We start from the raw sequence: 16,782 nt of genomic DNA, 5'->3' as shown, positions 1-16,782 counted from the left end.
GTGGTTTTCCACTCGGTTTTCCTGTTCATGCTTTGGACCGCTCCAGCTTGTGGATCGCCGCAGTTGACAGCTTCCGGCCCGAACGGCGCTTCGCGTAGTGCTCGACCATCTGGAGCGACTGCCCGCTGACAGCGGCAGTTTCCGCGACGGTGCAGCCCGCCTCCAGCAAGGCGTTCACCGCGTTCTTGCGCAGGCCGTGCGGCACGATCTTGTGCTCGCGCTCCGCCGCCCATGTCTGCAATCGGTCGCGTAGAGCCGCGACCTTGAGTGGGCGTCCGACGCTATCGGCGAGGATCGTCAGGGCCGCGCGCGGGCTCCGGTCCAGCTCGGCGCGCAGGGAGGCGTGCAGCAGGATCTCCATGTCCTTGCCGGTCTTCTCCTGCTTCACCATCGCGAAGCCGTCGCGCACGTCGCTCCAGCGCATCTTGCACACGTCGCCGATACGCTGCGCGGTGTAGTAGAGCAGCGCGGCCGGTAGCCTGATCGCGGGATCGTCGCTGGCGAGCGCCTGGTCGAGCAGGTCGTCGGGCCACGGCTCGTAATCCTTCGAGTCGAACAGCGCGACGCCAGCGCAGGGATCGTTCGTCACGTGCTCGTTGTCACGCGACCAGCGGTACAGCGCGCGCATGGTGCGGATCATGCCGTTCGCCGCGCCGGTGCGATCCGCCATCTTCGCGCGCATCTGCAACACGTCGCGCCGCTCGACCTCGCCGGCCGGCGCGGTGTTCAGCTGCTTGGCGATAACGGCGAGGTACAGGCTGTACGTGCGGCGCGTGGAGGGTGCTAGGCGGTGGAACTCCGGGCTGCGTTCGTAGAGGTCGATCAGCGCCGGCACGGTCAGCACCGCCGCCACGTTCGCGCGCCGGGTGCGACCTGCCAGACACGAGGCATAGGCGTCGCCGAACCCGGCCGTGCCGATCGCGGGCAGCCGCGTGTAGATCGGCTTGCCGGCTGGCGTTTTCGTGCCGGTGTCGAAATAGGTGTACCGCTTCCCCTTCGCGGTAACGAGCTTCACGTAGGGCAGCTTACGCATATAGGTTGCTCCCTCGACGCCAGTCGGGCGCGGCTGAACCTGTTAGGCGTTCAAGCGCCTCGTCCAACAGCTTGCGGCTCCAGCGTTCCTCGCGCCCGAGCAGGACCGGCGACGGGAAACGCCCGGTCGCGACCTCGCCCTCGAACTCCGCGACCTTCATGTCGCAGTAGCTCGCGGCGGTCGCGCGGCGCATCATCGCAGGCCAGTCAGGCGCGCTTGCCATTACTCCCCCGCCTCCACCGGCTTACCGCGCGGGTTCCAGCCTTCAACCTGCCGCACCTCGTCAGCGTCGAGCACGCCCGCGTCGATCGCGATCTTGTGGTTTGCCCAGCGGGTCTGAGGATCGCCGCGCAGGAAGCCCGATAGGTCAAGCTCCAGCTCGGTGCCGTCGACCAGCACGCTACGCGCGAACTCTGCCTCCAGCTTGCGCGCCCAAGGCGCGAGCGTGAACTGCGCAAACCAGCGCCCGGCCGTCTCCGAATTGGTGAAGGTGTTGTGGCTGTAGTCCTGCACCAGCGGGGGCGGCACCTGGAACAGCCGGCAGATTTCCTCCACGCCGAACTTGCGGCTTTCCAGCAGCTCCGCGTCCTCGGGGCTGATCTGCATCTGCGTCCACTTGAGCCCATCGTCCAGGATCATCACGCGCCCGGCGTTGCCCGCACCGGCGTGCTTGCGGTTGTAGGCGTCGCGCAGGCTGTCACGCTGTTCGAGCGTCATCGGCCCGTCGTAGCTGATGATCCCGCTCGGCTGCGCGCCCTTCTCCAGAAAGGCACGCGCAAAGGTGTTGGACGCGATCACACCCGCCACCGCGTCCGCCGCGCGCGAGAGGCGCGAACGGCCGATCAACCCATCATCGGTTCGGTCGCGCAGGTGCAGCACCTCGCCCTGTAGGTAGCGCTGCACCCCTCCCCGGCCGTCTGCCACGTCATAGGCGAGCCGGCCGCTGCGCAGGTACTGCACCGTCACCATACCCCACGGCACCCATGACAGTCCGGTGATTGCGCCGCCGCCGTCGCGCTCGATCGTCGCGAGGCCGTTGCCAGTGAGCAGCGCCGACGCCACGAGGTGTTCGAGAAAGTCGGGCCAGGTGGTGGTGTCGTTCACGCCCGCGCGCGTCAGGCGGCGCACAGGGTGGTCGAGCAGCTCCGTGCGAGTATCGCCCCGGTTGCTGTAGATCAGCGCCGGCACATAGGCGAGCGCGGTGCTGATCGCGCTGGTGCAGGCGAGCACCGTGGATAGGTTCTCATGCGCGCGGGCCGACAGCGCGCCGGGGTAGCCGATGCCGGGCGCAATCGCGCTCCACGACGGATCGGTCAGGCTGGTGTCGGAACGCCGCTCGAAGCCGGCGAACGATGCGAGGCGGTCGATCATGCCCATGCGCCAAGCTCCGCGAGAATGAGGCGGCGGGCGCGTGCGGCTGCCGCGGGGTCGGTGCGCGAGCGCAAGGCAAGCTCGGTGTCGGGATAGGCTGGCCACGCCGACACGACGCTGATCTCGCGAAGCGCCACGTTCACGAGACTGCGCTTGCTGCCCGCCCACCGATCGCCGTTGCGCGGCACCGTGAACCCGAACGACATACCGCCCAGGTCGCCACGCTCGGCAAGCGCCAGCGCGTCGCGCCCGGCTGCCGTCTCGGGCAGGTCGAGCGAGAAGGCGAGCCCGCGGCTATCCTCGGACAGCCGCAGCGTGCCCGAGCGCGTGCGCCCGAGCACCTTGCCCGCATCGTGGTCGAGCAGCGCCAGCACGTCGCCGGTGAGACTGGAGCGGAACGCGCCGGGCTCGATCGTCTCCACGAACTTGCCCAGCTGCGCTTCGCTGCCGAAGGTGGCGGCATACCCCTCCAGGCGCCGCCCGCTCGACCGCACCTCGGTGAAGGCGCGACGCTCGATGAGGGGTGCCGCCGCCATCACGCTGCCGCCACGCCGGTTGCCTTGACGAACGAGGCCGGGCGACGAACGCCGAAGTCCACCGTTGCCATCGCGCGGATCAGGATGTTGCCCTTCGAGTAGGCCGTCTCCGCGTAGGGGTTCACGAGAATGTCGAGCTGCGACCAGATGCCGATCAGGAAGTCGCTCCAGTCGCCATAGATCAGCCCGTGCTTGTTCGCGTTCGGCGCGAGGTTGGCGGGCACCTGGTTGGAGAAGCGTGCCGGCTCGTTGTGGAAGATTTCCGCGAACGGGATCGGGTGCCCGTTGGTGTCGCGCGTCTTGGCTGCCACGCCCTTCACGCCGTTGGTCGACAGGAAGCTGCGCGTGTTGCCGACGTTGGCGAGGTCCGCCTTGCCGATCATGTTTGCGGTGGTCGTGAACAGGTCCGTGTCGAAAGCGACGGTCGGCACCAGCGGATCGTTCAGGATGCCGGTCGGCTGCGCGTTCGTGCCGGTGCCGGCGATGGCGGCGCGGTCGATCTCCAGCGCGATGTTGCGCGAAAGCATCTGGCGCAGGATGCCGTCCGCCGCCGGGCTCGCCTGCATGATGAGCTGGCGGGAAAGCTCCGTGATGGCGCCGACGTGGTGCGGTGCGAGGGTCAGGCTATCGAAGCTGGCGTTCCCGGTCGGCAGCGCCTCGTTCTCGTTGACCCAGCCGACGTTCGGCGATCCGGTTTCGCGCGGGATCACGACGTTGCCCGACAGGCCAGTGAGCACGGTTGCACCCATCGTCTGCATGACGGTCGCCGCGGTGAGCGCCGACGTGAACAGCTCCGGACGGAAGTCGGTCGGCACGATCGCCGCGCTGGTGGCGGTGGTCTGCGCGTCACGCGTCTCGAAGTATTCGAGCGGCACGCGGATGCCCTGCGCCGGCATATCGGAGCGACGCTGCAGCTCCTGCTCGATCTCTAGCTCGCGCCCGGCGTCGATCGTCGGGTCGAGCTGCGCGGCGATGCGGCGCGCGAGGCTGTAGTTGCGGAACTCGGGCGTGCGCTCCCCGGTCAGCGGCGTGCCCAGGTCGGTGCGGTCGGCGGCGTCGAGCGCGCGCTGGCGGTCGATCTGAGTGTCGAGGCCGCGCAACTCCGTCTCGGCTGCCTTGAAGTCGTTGTCGTTGTCGGCGGTGTGCGCCTCGTTCATGCGCGCGACGATCGCCGTGCGCTTTTCGAGGAGGGCGGCGAGCTTGCTCATTGTGTAACCTCATGCTGGCCGGGGGCCGGAGCCCCCGGCGCGGTGAACCCGTCTGTCTCACGACGATGGAAGGAGTGCCGATCGGGGTTACGCGCGAGGCCACCCCTCCCGATCGGCGATGCCCAAGCGCGGGCGGTCAGGGGTGGTGTCTGGTTCACTCGGCGTCCGGATCGCCGATGATGGCCGCTTCCTCGGCGGTGTAGCGCGCGATCATGTCGCGCAGCTTGCCGATGCGGAACGTCGTGACCTTGCGAATGTCGGTGCCGCTGAACAGCACGTCGTCCCATTCCGCATGAGCCGGAACTTGATCGGCCGGGAACGCATCGCCGCGGCCAGCGAAGTAATCCTGCACGTAGGAGATGGCCGGCGCGTCGGGGTTCTGGCGAGCCGCCTCGCCCACGGCGCACGCCATTGCGCCCGCGCGCTGCGCGTTGAACCCGTCGTCCATCAGCTCGCGGAACAGCCACAGCGCGATCATGTCGTGCTGATCGAACAAGCGAGCACGCCCCGGCACGGTGGCCGGTGCGCACCCGAACGCGCCCGCGGCGACGTGCTCATTGAAGCGGTCACGGTTTAGGCGGGCCACGCGGCACGCCACGGCAGTGGTAAGTTTTGGGGAAGGAGCCATGTTCATCACCTCTTGGTTTAACCCATAGGTATTGAACCCTCTGGGTAAACGCAAGAGGCGAGTTTCCTTTTTGTTCAATCCACCTCCTGCCCGTTCTGGTCGACCAACCCGAGGTCGACCGCCAGTGGCGCGAGCACACGGTCGCGGCCGGGATCGAGGAACTTCCACAGGTTGAGCAGCGCGTGCTTGATCGTCCGCACCTCGTTCATTTCCTCGATGCCGAAGGTGACGACCTTCTGCCGGCGATCGTTCGGGATGCCGTACCCGCCAACAAGCGTGTCCAACCGCGACGCTGCCAGCAACGCCACGAGAGCGCCGTGCTCTGCGCCACGAATGCCCCAGTTGATGGCGTAGTGCTCTGCGCCGTGTCGGGCGAACTGCGCCGTGCGCACGTCCAGGGTATCGAGGGTCGATGAGGTCTGATCGAGATGATCTTCGTGTGCGCGAGCCGCCATGAAAGCTTGCACGACAACATCGTTAGGTGCTGCGCTCGCCATGTCAGCGGCCCTCCCCGGTGATGCAGCCGAGCCGGTCGGCGCTCACCGCCATCTGGATCATCGTGTTCCAGGCGCGGACGTGGAGCGGGTTGCTGCGATCAAACGGGGGCACGCCCGGTGCGAACGCCAGCGGGTCTTCGGGGCGCTTGAGTGGGACAACATTCGAGGGTGCGCGCGTCGGCGCGCCCGTGATAGGGGCACGAGAAGCCATGTCGATCGTCCTTTGATCGTTGTGGTCAGAGCCGGCGCGGTCGTTGGTAGCTTCCGCCCGGCTCGCCATTCTGTTATCAGTTAACCATGTCGCCTGCAACTACTGATAACAGAAGCCCCAAGCGACCCGGACAGTCGGGCCAGCTGATTGGCGTTCGTCTTCAGCCCGATCAGCTCGCCGCTCTCGATGCATGGATCACCCAGCAGGCAACGCCGCCGACAAGGCCTGAGGCGATCAGGCTCATTTTAAGGGAGAAGTTGCCGTGAGTCGTGGCGGGTATCGCGGGGGTTCAACCGTCTTAAATGCGGGCTCTATCGCTCGCCAGAAACAGAACAACGATCCCGTATCAATCGAGAACATCCGCGCGATAGAAGCTGCAAGATTGGCGGCAGTGGCGGAAAAGCGCTCGAAAATCAAAGAGGCTGAGGCAAGCGCCATAATTGTAACCGACGCTATACTGAACGAGATGAGCGAAGACGAACGGGAATACTGGTCCAATCGGTAAGACTAAAGCCATCCTACCCCCGCCCCCCGGTACACCTTCGGCCCTTCGTCCGTAGCGGCCAGCCCGCACGCCATGATCGCGGCCACCAGCCCGTCGATCTTGTCGATCGACTTGTTCTTCGCGGGCTTGCGGTTGCCGGTGGGGTCGGGCTCGACGATGATGTTGCCCGCCTGCCATTTGAGAACCGGCGAGCCGTTGTGCTGCATTCGCCGCTCGATCAGCGCGCGCTCGAAGGCGTCGACCGCCGGCGCGTAGGATTTGAACCCCGGCACGAACTCGACCATCGGCAGGTCGATACCCTCGTCGGACAGCAGCTTGCCCAGGTCTTCGAACCGCCAGCGATCGAAGGCGATACCGCGCACGTCGTACCGCTGCCGAATGTCCGCGATCTGCCGCGCCACCGCGACCCGATCGGTTGCGCGGCCGGGCGTCGTCTCGATCCACCCATCGGCTGCCCAGCGATCATAGGGCACCCGGTCGCGCTCGACGCGCTCCGCGATCGTGTCTTTCGGCACGAAGTGCCAGGCGAGCAGCTTGCCGGCATCGGGAAACCACAGCGACAACGCGGTCAGGTCGCGCGTGCTCGACAGGTCCAACCCGCCAAAGCATCGCTGCCCCTCCAGCTCGAGCACGTCGAACGGCTCGCCGTTCGCCTCCCACTCGGCCGGGTTGATGAACCGCCCCTCGGCCGCGACCCGCTGGTTGAGGTTCAGCAGCCGGAACGCGGGCTCGAACGACGGCGAGCGCATCGCCATCGCCGCGGCGTCGGCGAACTCGTCCAGGTTGAGGAACTCGCCCAGCGCCGGGTTCGCCGCCTGCCACGCCTCGCGATCGTCTAGCGCGCAATCAGCCGGCGCGGCGTGCAGCTGCACGTAGAACGACGGCACCGGCTCCGCGTCGAGGATCCCCGACCAGAAATGCATGTCGTCCGCCGCCTGCGTGCTGATCGTCACTCCCAGCGCGTTGCGGCGCTTCGCCATGCCGGTCTTGAGGTTGTCCCACAGCTCGCGCGAACGCCATTGCGCCACCTCGTCCGCGATCCAGAACGAGGGCGCGAGGCCGTGCGCCTTGCGTGCGTCGCTGGTGAGCGCGGTCCACGTCGAGCGATCCGCCTCGACCTCGATCGACTTGTGCCAGTCGCGGATGTTCACCGCTGCCGCCATCCACGGCGTCGCCTCGATGTAGGCGCGCACCATGCGGTAGAGCACGCCCGCCTGTTCCCGGTCGAGCGCAGCCGCGTAGCACTCGCCGTGCGGTTCCTTCATCGGGCCGAGCAGGTGCGCCAGCGACAGCCCGGCGAGGCGCACCACCCGCTCCCCTTCCGTCTCCGCGTACACGCCGCGCACGAACCGCTCCTGGAACTCTAGCAGCTCCATCTTCTCGCCCGCGCGCAGGCCCGACACGATCGGCAGCGTGCGCAAGAACGCGAGCACCCGTTCGTCCGCCGGCATCCCCTTCTTACCCCACGGATGGTTGACCTTGTTCGATCCGGGGCGACGTGCCGCGGCGCGCAACCGACTTGCGCCTGGTCCACGAGCGCCCATCAGTCGCGCTTCGAAACTAATTGAGCGCGAAGGGGGGCGTCGGTCTTAGGCTGGCCAGCTGTGAGCGATTTTCTGGCGTTCCACGGGTGCGCGGCGTCGAGCGGCCATCCATTCGCATCGCAGCCCTTGCGCGGCTGCAACGCCCTCGTGGTGCGCACGGCACCCGCCTCGCTGCCCCTCGCCGTCTTCTGGCTGTGGCACGACGCGCAGTAGCTGGCGAGGCCGTCGTGCGCAGGGAACGCTGGTCCGCCGTCGCTGATCGGGCGGCGGTGATCGACGGTGTTGGCACGCACGGCACCTCGCCCCGCCTTCTCGCACCCCTCGCATAGCGGGAAGCGCTTGAGGTGGGCGAGGCGCAGGCGTTGCCAGCGCGCGGTGTTGTAGGGCCACGCGGCCATGTCAGTGATCCTCCAGGTGCTTGGCGAGCCGGCGCATCTCGCGCTCGATCTCGCTCCGGTTCTCGAAGTAGCGTTCGGGATTGCGCCAATCGGGGGTCAGCCTGCCCAGCTTGCGGGCGAGGTCGGCGAGGCGTGGCGCGGGGCTCACGACAGCCATCCGCGGGTCGGCTGTTCGTTGGGCGCGAGTATCTCGCCGCGTGTCCCTACCCCCGTATTTTCGTTCTCACGGGAAGGCGCGGCGGACCCTGAGGGGGCCGCGCCGTTGTACGTAGTATAAGGGGGTGTGTTTCCGGTTGATAGGTGCGGGTTTCCGGAGCTTTCCGGATACACCTTCCGGGAGCCTTCCGGAGAGCTTTCCGGGTTTCCGGAAGCCTCCCGGAGCCCGTGAATATCCTTGCCCTCGGCAGTGTCGCGATAGAGGAAGCCGCGCTCGATAGCGCCGATCCGGAACAATCGATCCATCGCATCTTCGAGCTGCTTGCGAGGCAACCCCTTCGCCTCAGGCATCCCCTCGAACTGCTTGGGCGCATAGTTTGAGGCGGTCGGCTTCTCGCTTACGTGACGGCGCTGCTTGTTGCGTTCGGCGAGACAGGCGAGGAACGCGGAGTTGCTGGCGCTGGCGGCGATGGTAGCCGCCAGCTCAGCACGCCGATCGTCGGGCAAGTCGGTGTCGAGGATCAGCGCGAAGTCGTGCCAGCGGAACGCGAGCTGCTGATCGGGCCGCGCGTAGTTGGCCTTGCCCACCGTCATCACGCGGGCGTCGGGATCGAACCCTTCCGGGCGCTCCAGCACCAGTTGCGAGCGTACCGCGTTTAGCCAGGCGGTCGAGCCGCTGTAGCTGTCACCGGCCTTGTTCTTATGGGCGATCAGCACGATCGTCACGCCAAGCTCGCGACAGAGCACGTAGAGCAGGTTCACGAACGCCGTCACCTGCGCGCGGTCGTTCTCGTTGCCCGCGAACAGGTGCGCCACGTTGTCGAGCACGATCAGCCGAGCCCCGGTCGCCTCGATAGTCGAGCGCACCAGCTGGAACGCTTCCTGCGGCTTGAGCCGGCCATCCGCATCGAAGGTCGCCAGCTCGTTGTTCAGTCGGCCCCGGATGCTGGCGAGGTGCAGCTTGCCAGCAAGGCTCGCCATGTCGACGCCCAGCGCCCGACAGATATGCTCCTGCATCCAGTGCAAGCGATCAGGATCATCCTCGGCTGTGATGTAGAGAGTCGATCCCTGCATCACGTCGACGCCAAGCATCGCGAGCCCGGCAGCCGAACAGGTGGAAAGCTGCTGCCCGAACGTCGACTTGTTGCCGCCGCCCGCGCCGGTGAGCAGCGTCACCTCGCCAGCGGGGATATAGCCCGCCATGTAGAAGGGCGTCGGGCTCGCCTTGCTGCGTGCCCAGGCGGCGAGGTCGGCGATCGGGAGAATGGCTGCCGGCTGCTGCAACGCCGCGGCGGTTAGCCGGCGAAGATCGTCAGCGCCGCCGCTCCAGTCCATGATGTCGCCTTTTGCTGGCAGGTCCGGCAACGTCAGGATGATCGCCCGCCCTTCGGCTCGCTCCACGGCTTCCCGCGCGCTCTCCGCGATCCGCGCACCTTCCTCGTCATTGTCGGGCAGGATGACGACGGTGCGGTCCTTCACGTAGCCGCTGAACTCGAAGCTGCGCCAATCCTTGCTGGAGGTCGCGAGAAAGCCCCATGACGCCAGCTTGTCCGCCTGCTTCTCCCCTTCTGCCATGTAGAGGATTGCGGCATGTTCGGCCGCGACAATGTCGGGCAGACGATAGGGCACCTGCGCCGCGTTGCCGCGCTTCGCCTTCCACCCGCCGCGCCCGTCGGGATGCTCGAAACGGTAGCTCTTGCCGCCGTTCGGAAGCGCCATGCGCACCTTGCGGTACAGCACCACGCCCTCCGCGTCGGTGTATTCCCAAGCCGCTACGTCCCTTGCCCGCAACGTGCGGTCGCCACGATCGCAGTTGTCGTTCGCACGCGGCCGCTCCGGGATCAGCCCGAGCCGCCGGCACTCGTCCTTCACCGCGCGCCAGTCGCCGCCGTTGTGGCTGTAGAAAACCACGTCGCCGCCGTCCGCGTCCTTCACAGTCATGCCGCGATCGGCTTTGCTGTGCCCAGGCGTCGGGAACGCTCCCTGCGATCCCTGCCACTCGCCTTGGAAGTGGCGAGTGATGTTCTGTGCTGGAGTCATGCCGCGTCACCGAACCGCAGGCGCAACGTGCCCGCTATGCGCGAGGTCGCCGCGATGGTATGCCCACTGCACCCGCCCGCCTGGTTGGGGATTGCTGCGCTCGATCCGGTTGCCGCCGGGTCGGGCGTTTCGCTTTTCAGGGCCGCATAGGTTTTCCGTTGGTCGGCGTAAGTCGTTGACCTTGCAGCCGCCGGTTTTCCGTTCACGAGCGGTCGTTTCGCCCGGAAAAATGCGATTCCTAGTTTACGCCGCGTCAACCGCGCCGCGCGTATCGCCGCCGGCATGAGGACGCCGCGGCGATGATCGACAATTTCGCGCTTCTGCTCGCGCACGGGCTGATGATGCTCAGTGCGCTGCTGCTGCTGCGTCGGCCCGACCTCGATCGCGAGTCGAAGCCGCAGGACGCCGTGGAGCGCCGCCGCCGCCGTGCGTGATCTCGCCTTCATCGCCTTTCTGCTGGCCTTGTGGGGCACCGGGTTTCGCCGCCCGTTCCTGTTCGTGCTCGCCTACGTCTATATCGACATCATCTCGCCGCAGCGGTTGACCTATTACCTGCTCAACAGCGTGCCGATCTCCTTGATCGCGGCGGTGCTGATGCTGGGCGGCTGGGCGCTCACCGACGACAAGAAGGGCAGCCGCTTCGCGCCGCGTCAGGCGCTTATCCTGGTGCTGATGCTGTATTGCTTCGCGACCAAGCAGGCGGCCGATTTCCCGATCGAGGCGCAGGAGAAATGGGAGTGGGTGTCGCGCACCCTGTTCTTCGCCGCATTCCTGCCGCTCACCTTGCGCACTCGGCTCAGGATGGAGGCGCTGCTGCTGTTCATGATCCTGTCGGCAGCGTCGATCATCATCGTCGGCGGGATCAAGACGCTGGCGGGCGGTGGCGGCTACGGCCAGCTCAACCTGATGGTCGACAACAATTCGGGGCTGTACGAGGGCAGCACGATCTCGACCGTCGCGATCGCGATCATTCCGCTAATCGCCTGGTTCATGCGCTATGGTACGATCTTTCCGCCCGACAACCGCGTGCGATTGTTCTGCCTCGCGCTGATCTTTGCCTGCCTGCTGATTCCGGTCGGCACCTCGACGCGGACGGGGCTGATCTGCATCGTGCTGGTCGCGCTGCTGTCGCTGCGGAACGTCAAGCGCAAGGTTATGTACCTGTCGCTGATCGCCGCCGCCGGCGTTGTCGCGGTGCCGTTCCTGCCGGCCTCGTTCAGCAATCGCATGAGCACGATCCAGAACCACGACGCCGACGAATCGGCCTCAACGCGCGTCGCGGTGTGGAAGTGGACGATCGACTACGCGAAGACACACCCGTTCGGCGGCGGGTTCGAGGCGTATCGCGGCAACCGCATCCGCTACGACATCGTGAAGACCGCACCCGACGGATCGGTGCACACCAGCACGGTGACCGACAAGGCGCGCGGTTATCACAGCGCCTATTTCGAGATGCTGGGCGAACAGGGCTATGTCGGGCTGGGGCTGTGGCTGCTGATCAACCTAATCGGGCTGGTGCGGATGGAGGTGCTGCGCCGCCGCTACAAGGAGGGTGCGTTCGCCTGGGCGGGGTCGCTCGCCGCCGGGTTGCAGAGCGCGCACGTCGTCTATCTGTTCGGCGCCGCCTTCATTGCGGTCGCGTTCCAGTCGTTCGTGTACATGCTGATCGGCGCGCAGATCGGGCTCGACACCTATCTGGCGCGCCGCCGCGCCGAGGAGACCGCGCCCGGCATCGTGCGCCGCTCGCGTGCGCAGGCAGTGCCGGCATGAGCGAGTTGCGCGCGCTGACCGGGGTGCGCGGGCTCGCCGCCTGGCTGGTCGTCCTCTATCATCTGCGCGGCGCGATCGCGGGTCTGCCGCCCGCCGCCGAGCACGTGCTGGCAAAGGGTTATCTCGCAGTCGATTTCTTTTTTCTGCTCTCGGGTTTTGTCATCTGGCTGAGCTGGGGCGAGCGGCTGCGGGGCGGCGGAATGGCGACCGCGGTGCGCTTCTGGCAGAAACGGATCGCGCGCGTATGGCCGCTCCACCTCGCGATGCTGAGCGTCGCGATGATGCTCGCGCTCCTCTACGCGGCAACCGGGCGCAGCGACGCCGCGTTTCGCGCGCAGGACCTGCCCGCGCACCTGCTGCTGGTGCAGAATTGGGGCTTCGCCGACCCGCTGCGGTGGAATTACCCCGCCTGGTCGATCAGTTGCGAGCTTGCCGCCTATCTCCTCTTCCCGCTGCTCGCCGCTGGCATCGACTGGCGACAGCGGTCGAGTGTCACGCTGATCGCGCTGATCCTGGTGTCGCTCGGCCTCCTCTATGCCGCGATGGCCGACGTCGCGTCGCTCGGGCACGACATCCCGCGCTTCGGCATCGTGCGCTGCTTGTGCGAATTCGCCGCCGGCACGCTGATCGCCGCGCTTTACCTGCGCCGTCCACCGACGCTCATCCCCGCAATCCTCGCCGCCGCGCTGCTCGCCACCTGGGCGCTGGGCGCACCCGAGACGCTGGTCGTCCCCGCCGCCTTCGCCGCGCTGCTGCTCGTGATTGCGCTGACCGCTGGCAGGCGCGGCAACCCGCTCGAGTGGCGCGCGGTCCATTATCTGGGGGAGGTCAGCTACGCGACCTATCTGTCGCACTACATTCTGTGGAAGCTGTTCCAGTTGGTGTTCGTCCGTGTGCCCGGGCCGGTCGGTCCCGTCTTGGTGACGGGCTACCTGTTGCTGGTGCTCGGCGCGTCCGCGTTCCTCTACCGCTATGTCGAGCGACCCGCGCAGCGCTTGCTCAACCGCGCAGGCGCAGCGCGAGCGCTCGCCCCGGCCGGGTGACGGCAAGCACCGCCACCCGGCCGGACGCCGCGGTTCAGGCGTCCTCGCCCGCCGCGACCTGCGTCAGCGCCTCGATGATCGCCTTGTTGAACGCGGGGATGTCGTCAGGCTTGCGGCTGGTGATCAGATTCTCGTCGACCACGACCTGCTCGTCGACGACGTCCGCCCCGGCATTTTCCAGGTCGGTGCGTACCGACGGCCAGCTCGTCACCTGACGTCCGTCGACCACGTCGGCCTCGACCAGCAGCCACGGCGCGTGGCAGATCGCGGCCACGATCTTGTCGTCGTCCATGAACTCTTCGACGATCTCCAGCGCGCGCTCCTGCAGGCGCATCTTGTCGGGGTTGCCGACCCCACCCGGCAGCACCAACGCGTCGAACTCCTCGGTGTCGACCTCGTCCAGCGTCGCGTCGGGGGTGATCGTCTTCCCCTTCTCGCTGTCGTTGACCACGCCCTGGATCGGGTCGGTCTTGATCGAGGCGAGCGTCACCTTGACGCCGGCATCGAGCAACGCCTGACGCGGCTCGAACAGCTCGGCTTCCTCGAAACCGTCGGTCGCGAGCATCAGTACGCGCAAGGATGATAGGTCGGCCATGTCGGAAACTCCGTCGCAAAGGGTCTGCCTCAACCCCCGCCCCCACGTGCTCGTTCCGGGAACGAAGGCCCCACGCACGCATTTGCAAGGAGCACGAGGAGGTTACGGTCAGCGTGACGGCGACGATCAACTATTGCGACGACAGCGAGCCCGGCATCACCCGCAAGAAGACGCGCGGTGGCAAGTGGAGCTACTGGACGCCCGACGGCGAGCGCATCACCGACCGCGACGAGATCGACCGGCTGAACGCGATCGGCCTGCCCCCCGCCTATACCAACGCCTGGTTCTGCCTCGACCCGTTCGGCCACGTGCAGGCGGTCGGCTGGGACGAGAAGGGCCGCAAGCAATACCGCTACCACACCGAGTTCCGCGCCGCGCAGGAAGCCGCGAAATATTCCAAATGCGTCAGCTTCGGCCTCGCACTTCCCAAGCTGCGCCGACGGATGGAGGAAGATCTGGCGCACCGCCGCCACGACAAGGACCGCACGCTCGCCGCGGTGGTGAAGCTGCTCGACACGCACAATCTGCGCATCGGCAATGAGACCTACGCCAAGACCAACAAGAGTTTTGGACTGACCACGCTGCGCGATCGTCACGCCAAGATCGCGGGCAAGACGCTGAAGCTCAAGTATCGCGCGAAATCGGGCAAGGAGCGGATGCTGACGATCACCGATCGCAGCCTCGCGCAATTCGTCAAACGCTGCCAGGACCTGCCGGGACAAAAGCTGTTCCAATATGTCGACGCCGAGGGCGAACCGCGCCCGATCACTTCGTCCGACGTTAACGCTTACATCAAGGAAGCGATGGGCGAGGATTTCAGCGCAAAGCATTTCCGCACCTGGGGCGCGAGCGTCGTCGCGTTCGAGACGCTGGCGGAGGCGCCCGAGCCGATTACGCTCAAGACGATGCTGGAGCCGGTGGTTGAGCGCCTGGGCAACACGCCATCGATCGCGCGCAAATCCTACGTCCACCCCGATCTGATCGAGCTAGGCAAAAGCAAGGCCGCGCAGGCGGCTTTCCGCGCCCAACTGAAGCTGCCGCGCGCGACTCCCTATCTCAGCCGCGCCGAGCGCGGGCTGATCGCCTTCCTGAGCACCGAGCACGAGGCAGCCGAGGCGGCCTGAGCGCTGCCGCGCGAACAATGAAAGACGCATGACCACCAACAACACCGCCGCCGCCGCGCGCAAGCCGACGATCGACACCGCGCGTGTCCAAGACCAGGCGGAGAGCCTGTTCAATTCCAGCCTGACGTGGCTGCAGCCGCATTGGCTGCAGATCCTGATCGGCATCGGCGCCGGCGTTGCGGTCGCCGCCGCGCTGTTCTGGCTGCGCGGGCTCGGCCCCCGCATCGTCGCGCGCAGCCGTACCGGCAAGGGCTGGTCGGCGGTGTTCGGCCGCGCGGTGGAGCGGACGCACGGCTTCTTCATCGTCATGCTGTCGGCCAAGCTGGTCGTCGGTTATGCGGGGGCGCCCGCCGACGTGGCCTCGACCGTCACCTTCCTGTTCACGGTCGCCGCGGTGTTCCAGGTCGCGGTGTGGGCGCGCGAGATCATCCTGGGCGCGATCGAGCACCGGACGCGCGGCGAACATATCGGCGGCGAGGCGCTCGGCAGCGCAATGGGGTTGATCCGCCTGCTGGTCAGCTTCGCGGTGTTCGCGATCGCCTTCGTGGTCGTGCTCGACAATCTCGGCGTCAACGTGACCGGGCTGGTCGCGGGGCTGGGCGTCGGCGGCATCGCGATCGGTCTTGCCGCGCAAGGCATCTTCGCCGACCTGTTCGCCGCGCTCGCGATCATCTTCGATCGGCCCTTCCGCCGCGGCGACGCGGTCACCTACGACAGCACCTCGGGCAACGTCGAGGAGATCGGGCTCAAGTCGACGCGCATCCGCGGCATCGACGGCGAATTGCGCGTCATCAGCAACAAGAACCTGCTCGACAAGGAAATCCAGAACAACACCGTGCGCGAGCGCCGGCGCTCCAAATTCACGGTGGGACTCGCCTATGAAACGCCGCCCGACAAGCTCGACCGCTTTCCCGACATGATGAAGGAAGTGATCGAGGCATCGGGGATGACGTACGTCCGCTGCGGTTTCTTCCAATTCGGTGCGTCGAGCCTCGACTTCGACGTGCAGTTCGACAGCCCCTCGGCCGATTTCACCGAGGCTTATAACGGTCGCCATCGTACCGGCATCGCGATCCTGCGCCGCTGCAACGAAGAAGGACTGGTGATCGCCTACCCGATGCAGGTGAACTACCTTGCCGCACCCGACGGGCAGCTGGTCGACCCGGGTGCGCGCTTGCCCGGCGCGAGCCCGGCTGACGCTACGGAACGTTGACGCTCGGACGATAACGCCCCTTTCGCGCCGTGACATTTCCACTATGGGGATAGTGGATTATGACCCGCGCGCCGCTTCAGGAAACGCTGCGACAGGCAGCGATCACGGGGGCGGCGCTGCGGGTGCTGCACCTCAACTGGCCACAGGCGACCGATCTGTCGCCCCCCATGCTAGGGCTCGCGACCGGCGACGACGATCGCTTGTTCGTGCAGGCGATCCGCGCGCTCGTCGACGAAGGACTGGTCAGCATCGAGGCATTGCTGATCGGCGTAGGCGACCACCCGCTCGCGCGCGGTGCATTGCTGACGCACAAGGCGGTTGCGACGCTCGAGCAGGTCACGCGTCCGATGTGATGGGCGCGAGCAGGCGCTCCTCCAGCCGCTGCTCGATCAACTGCACGACGACCTCGGCGAGCTTCTTCAGGATCGAGAGTTCGCGCTCGCTGACCGTCCGCGGCGCGGCATCGATCGCGGCGAGCATGCCCAGATTGTGCCCGTCGGACCCTTTCAGCGGCACGCCGGCGTAGAAGCGCAGCCCGAAATCACCCGCCACCAGCGGATTGGCGAGCGTGCGGACGTCAACCGCGGCATTCTCGATCACCCAAGGATCGTCCTGCATCACCGCCGAGCCGCACAGTCCCTCGTCGCGCGCCAGCCGGTCGATGCCGACGATCCCCGGCGATGCCTTGAGCCAGATCTGGTCCTTGGCCACCAGGCTGATGATCGCGATCGGACAATCGAGCGCCAGCGCCGCGATCTCCGCCAGTTCGTTCAACAAGGCATTGGGTGGCTGATCGATCACGTTGAGCCGCAACAGGGCCGCGAGCCGCTCGCGCTCGCGATCGTCGAGTTGGTTCATGTGCCTCCCTCTTGCATAATGGTGCGCTCCTTTAGCCTCGCCGCGACATCCT

General features: G+C 66.7%; 20 protein-coding genes. 6 read left to right on the top strand and 14 right to left on the bottom strand.

All coding sequences use genetic code 11. The annotated features are described in order from the left end of the window. Positions 1-25: 25 nt before the first annotated feature. From Q0579_RS04550 to Q0579_RS04495, 12 genes are all read right to left on the bottom strand, one after another. Positions 26-1,033 carry a tyrosine-type recombinase/integrase gene (locus Q0579_RS04550; protein WP_298809581.1) on the bottom strand — a complete coding sequence of 336 codons (1,008 nt, stop codon included), beginning with the start codon at positions 1,031-1,033 and terminating at the stop codon, positions 26-28. Then, on the bottom strand, positions 1,026-1,256 hold the full coding sequence (locus tag Q0579_RS04545; RefSeq protein ID WP_298809579.1) for a hypothetical protein: 231 nt from the start codon (positions 1,254-1,256) through the stop codon (positions 1,026-1,028). The genes Q0579_RS04550 and Q0579_RS04545 overlap by 8 nt, the downstream gene beginning before the upstream one ends. Further along, on the bottom strand, positions 1,256-2,404 hold the full coding sequence (locus Q0579_RS04540; RefSeq protein WP_298809577.1) for a phage portal protein: 1,149 nt from the start codon (positions 2,402-2,404) through the stop codon (positions 1,256-1,258). The genes Q0579_RS04545 and Q0579_RS04540 overlap by 1 nt, the downstream gene beginning before the upstream one ends. Then, positions 2,401-2,940: an HK97 family phage prohead protease gene (locus Q0579_RS04535; protein ID WP_298809574.1), complete on the bottom strand. Its 540-nt coding sequence runs from the start codon at positions 2,938-2,940 to the stop codon at positions 2,401-2,403. The genes Q0579_RS04540 and Q0579_RS04535 overlap by 4 nt, the downstream gene beginning before the upstream one ends. Further along, positions 2,940-4,148, bottom strand: a complete 1,209-nt coding sequence (locus Q0579_RS04530; RefSeq protein ID WP_298809571.1) for a phage major capsid protein — start codon at positions 4,146-4,148, stop codon at positions 2,940-2,942. The genes Q0579_RS04535 and Q0579_RS04530 overlap by 1 nt, the downstream gene beginning before the upstream one ends. Before the next feature lie 154 nt (positions 4,149-4,302). Beyond that, positions 4,303-4,854 carry a hypothetical protein gene (locus Q0579_RS04525; protein WP_298809568.1) on the bottom strand — a complete coding sequence of 184 codons (552 nt, stop codon included), beginning with the start codon at positions 4,852-4,854 and terminating at the stop codon, positions 4,303-4,305. Next, positions 4,851-5,273: a hypothetical protein gene (locus Q0579_RS04520; protein ID WP_298809566.1), complete on the bottom strand. Its 423-nt coding sequence runs from the start codon at positions 5,271-5,273 to the stop codon at positions 4,851-4,853. The genes Q0579_RS04525 and Q0579_RS04520 overlap by 4 nt, the downstream gene beginning before the upstream one ends. Before the next feature lies 1 nt (position 5,274). Continuing rightward, on the bottom strand, positions 5,275-5,484 hold the full coding sequence (locus tag Q0579_RS04515; protein ID WP_298809564.1) for a hypothetical protein: 210 nt from the start codon (positions 5,482-5,484) through the stop codon (positions 5,275-5,277). A 507-nt stretch (positions 5,485-5,991) separates the two neighbouring features. Continuing rightward, positions 5,992-7,533 (bottom strand): terminase TerL endonuclease subunit, encoded by a 1,542-nt coding sequence (locus Q0579_RS04510; RefSeq protein ID WP_298809561.1) that lies wholly within the window; start codon positions 7,531-7,533, stop codon positions 5,992-5,994. Continuing rightward, positions 7,533-7,931 carry an HNH endonuclease signature motif containing protein gene (locus Q0579_RS04505; RefSeq protein ID WP_298809559.1) on the bottom strand — a complete coding sequence of 133 codons (399 nt, stop codon included), beginning with the start codon at positions 7,929-7,931 and terminating at the stop codon, positions 7,533-7,535. The genes Q0579_RS04510 and Q0579_RS04505 overlap by 1 nt, the downstream gene beginning before the upstream one ends. Position 7,932: 1 nt before the next feature. Then, entirely contained in the window at positions 7,933-8,079 is a 147-nt protein-coding gene (locus Q0579_RS04500) for a hypothetical protein (RefSeq protein ID WP_298809557.1), read from the bottom strand. Further along, complete coding sequence (locus tag Q0579_RS04495; RefSeq protein WP_298809555.1) at positions 8,076-10,028, bottom strand: AAA family ATPase; 1,953 nt, start codon at positions 10,026-10,028, stop codon at positions 8,076-8,078. The genes Q0579_RS04500 and Q0579_RS04495 overlap by 4 nt, the downstream gene beginning before the upstream one ends. Positions 10,029-10,426: 398 nt before the next feature. Between Q0579_RS04495 and Q0579_RS04490 the strand changes: the two genes are divergently transcribed. From Q0579_RS04490 to Q0579_RS04480, 3 genes are read left to right on the top strand one after another with little or no spacing between them, the layout of a single operon-like run. Then, positions 10,427-10,561, top strand: coding sequence for a hypothetical protein (locus tag Q0579_RS04490; RefSeq protein ID WP_298809552.1), 135 nt, complete (start codon positions 10,427-10,429; stop codon positions 10,559-10,561). Further along, positions 10,554-11,897, top strand: a complete 1,344-nt coding sequence (locus Q0579_RS04485; protein ID WP_298809549.1) for a putative O-glycosylation ligase, exosortase A system-associated — start codon at positions 10,554-10,556, stop codon at positions 11,895-11,897. Before Q0579_RS04490 ends, Q0579_RS04485 begins: the two co-directional genes overlap by 8 nt. Then, on the top strand, positions 11,894-12,940 hold the full coding sequence (locus tag Q0579_RS04480; protein ID WP_298809546.1) for an acyltransferase: 1,047 nt from the start codon (positions 11,894-11,896) through the stop codon (positions 12,938-12,940). Before Q0579_RS04485 ends, Q0579_RS04480 begins: the two co-directional genes overlap by 4 nt. A 34-nt stretch (positions 12,941-12,974) precedes the next feature. On the opposite strand, the gene Q0579_RS04475 is transcribed toward Q0579_RS04480, so the two are convergent. Continuing rightward, positions 12,975-13,535, bottom strand: coding sequence for a type 1 glutamine amidotransferase domain-containing protein (locus Q0579_RS04475; RefSeq protein ID WP_298809544.1), 561 nt, complete (start codon positions 13,533-13,535; stop codon positions 12,975-12,977). Between the two features lie 113 nt (positions 13,536-13,648). Here Q0579_RS04475 and Q0579_RS04470 point away from each other — a divergent pair, with 113 nt between their 5' ends. From Q0579_RS04470 to Q0579_RS04460, 3 genes are read left to right on the top strand one after another with little or no spacing between them, the layout of a single operon-like run. After that, the gene (locus Q0579_RS04470) at positions 13,649-14,659 is read left to right on the top strand and encodes a DNA topoisomerase IB (protein ID WP_298809541.1); all 1,011 of its coding nucleotides are present in this window, start codon (positions 13,649-13,651) and stop codon (positions 14,657-14,659) included. A gap of 28 nt (positions 14,660-14,687) precedes the next feature. Beyond that, on the top strand, positions 14,688-15,872 hold the full coding sequence (locus Q0579_RS04465; RefSeq protein WP_298809538.1) for a mechanosensitive ion channel family protein: 1,185 nt from the start codon (positions 14,688-14,690) through the stop codon (positions 15,870-15,872). A 59-nt stretch (positions 15,873-15,931) separates the two neighbouring features. Next, a complete protein-coding gene (locus Q0579_RS04460; protein WP_298809535.1) occupies positions 15,932-16,225 on the top strand; it encodes a hypothetical protein in 294 nt (97 codons plus the stop codon). On the opposite strand, the gene Q0579_RS04455 is transcribed toward Q0579_RS04460, so the two are convergent. Beyond that, entirely contained in the window at positions 16,209-16,730 is a 522-nt protein-coding gene (locus tag Q0579_RS04455; RefSeq protein WP_298809533.1) for a GAF domain-containing protein, read from the bottom strand. The two genes, Q0579_RS04460 and Q0579_RS04455, sit on opposite strands and share 17 nt — an antisense overlap. Positions 16,731-16,782: the final 52 nt, after the last annotated feature.

This window comes from uncultured Sphingomonas sp., assembly GCF_936927845.1.
In the GTDB taxonomy this organism is placed as follows: Bacteria; Pseudomonadota; Alphaproteobacteria; order Sphingomonadales; family Sphingomonadaceae; genus Sphingomonas.
This window is presented reverse-complemented; position numbering and strand designations above follow the sequence as displayed.